The 456-nt window shown below is 54.4% G+C and carries 1 protein-coding gene; it reads right to left on the bottom strand.

All coding sequences use genetic code 11. From position 1 onward, the window contains the following. Window positions 1-266 precede the first annotated feature (266 nt). Window positions 267-456 (bottom strand): hypothetical protein (locus AC1RPU_RS07850; protein WP_481769621.1); only part of this gene is annotated, 190 nt, incomplete at its 5' end.

The raw sequence follows: 456 nt of genomic DNA, 5'->3' as shown, positions 1-456 counted from the left end.
ACGTTTTTTGGCACAATCGAAGCGTAATGCTCCGGAACTTCCACATCGTCATCCGGAATCATAGACTCATGCTCGTGACCGTGTTCATGGTCATTAGCCGAAAGAGACGAAATGGACGAACGAACCATATTCTCATTGGCCTGATCCCGGCTAAGCTGCTCCATCGGAGGCAGCAGCGTCGGGGCAGTGAGCACGGACAGCCGCTGGAGTCGTTCATACAGATCGATGTATTCGTCTTGCAGTGCGTCTCGACCGAACAGCGTGGCCTAGATATGCTCTTCAGGCGGCCGGAAGTTCGGACCCTTCTGAACTTTCCCGTTCGCGTCCTTCGTGACCGAACCGTCCGGGTTCAGCTTCGTGAAGTTCGAGCCCATAATACAGTGCAGAACCTCTTCCAGCGGAATTCCGTACTTCAGGGCTTCGCTTCGGTTGTACACATTCATGTCCCCGAGCCAG

Source organism: Dellaglioa sp. CoH-55-MRSF-7, assembly GCF_056782235.1.
This window is presented reverse-complemented; position numbering and strand designations above follow the sequence as displayed.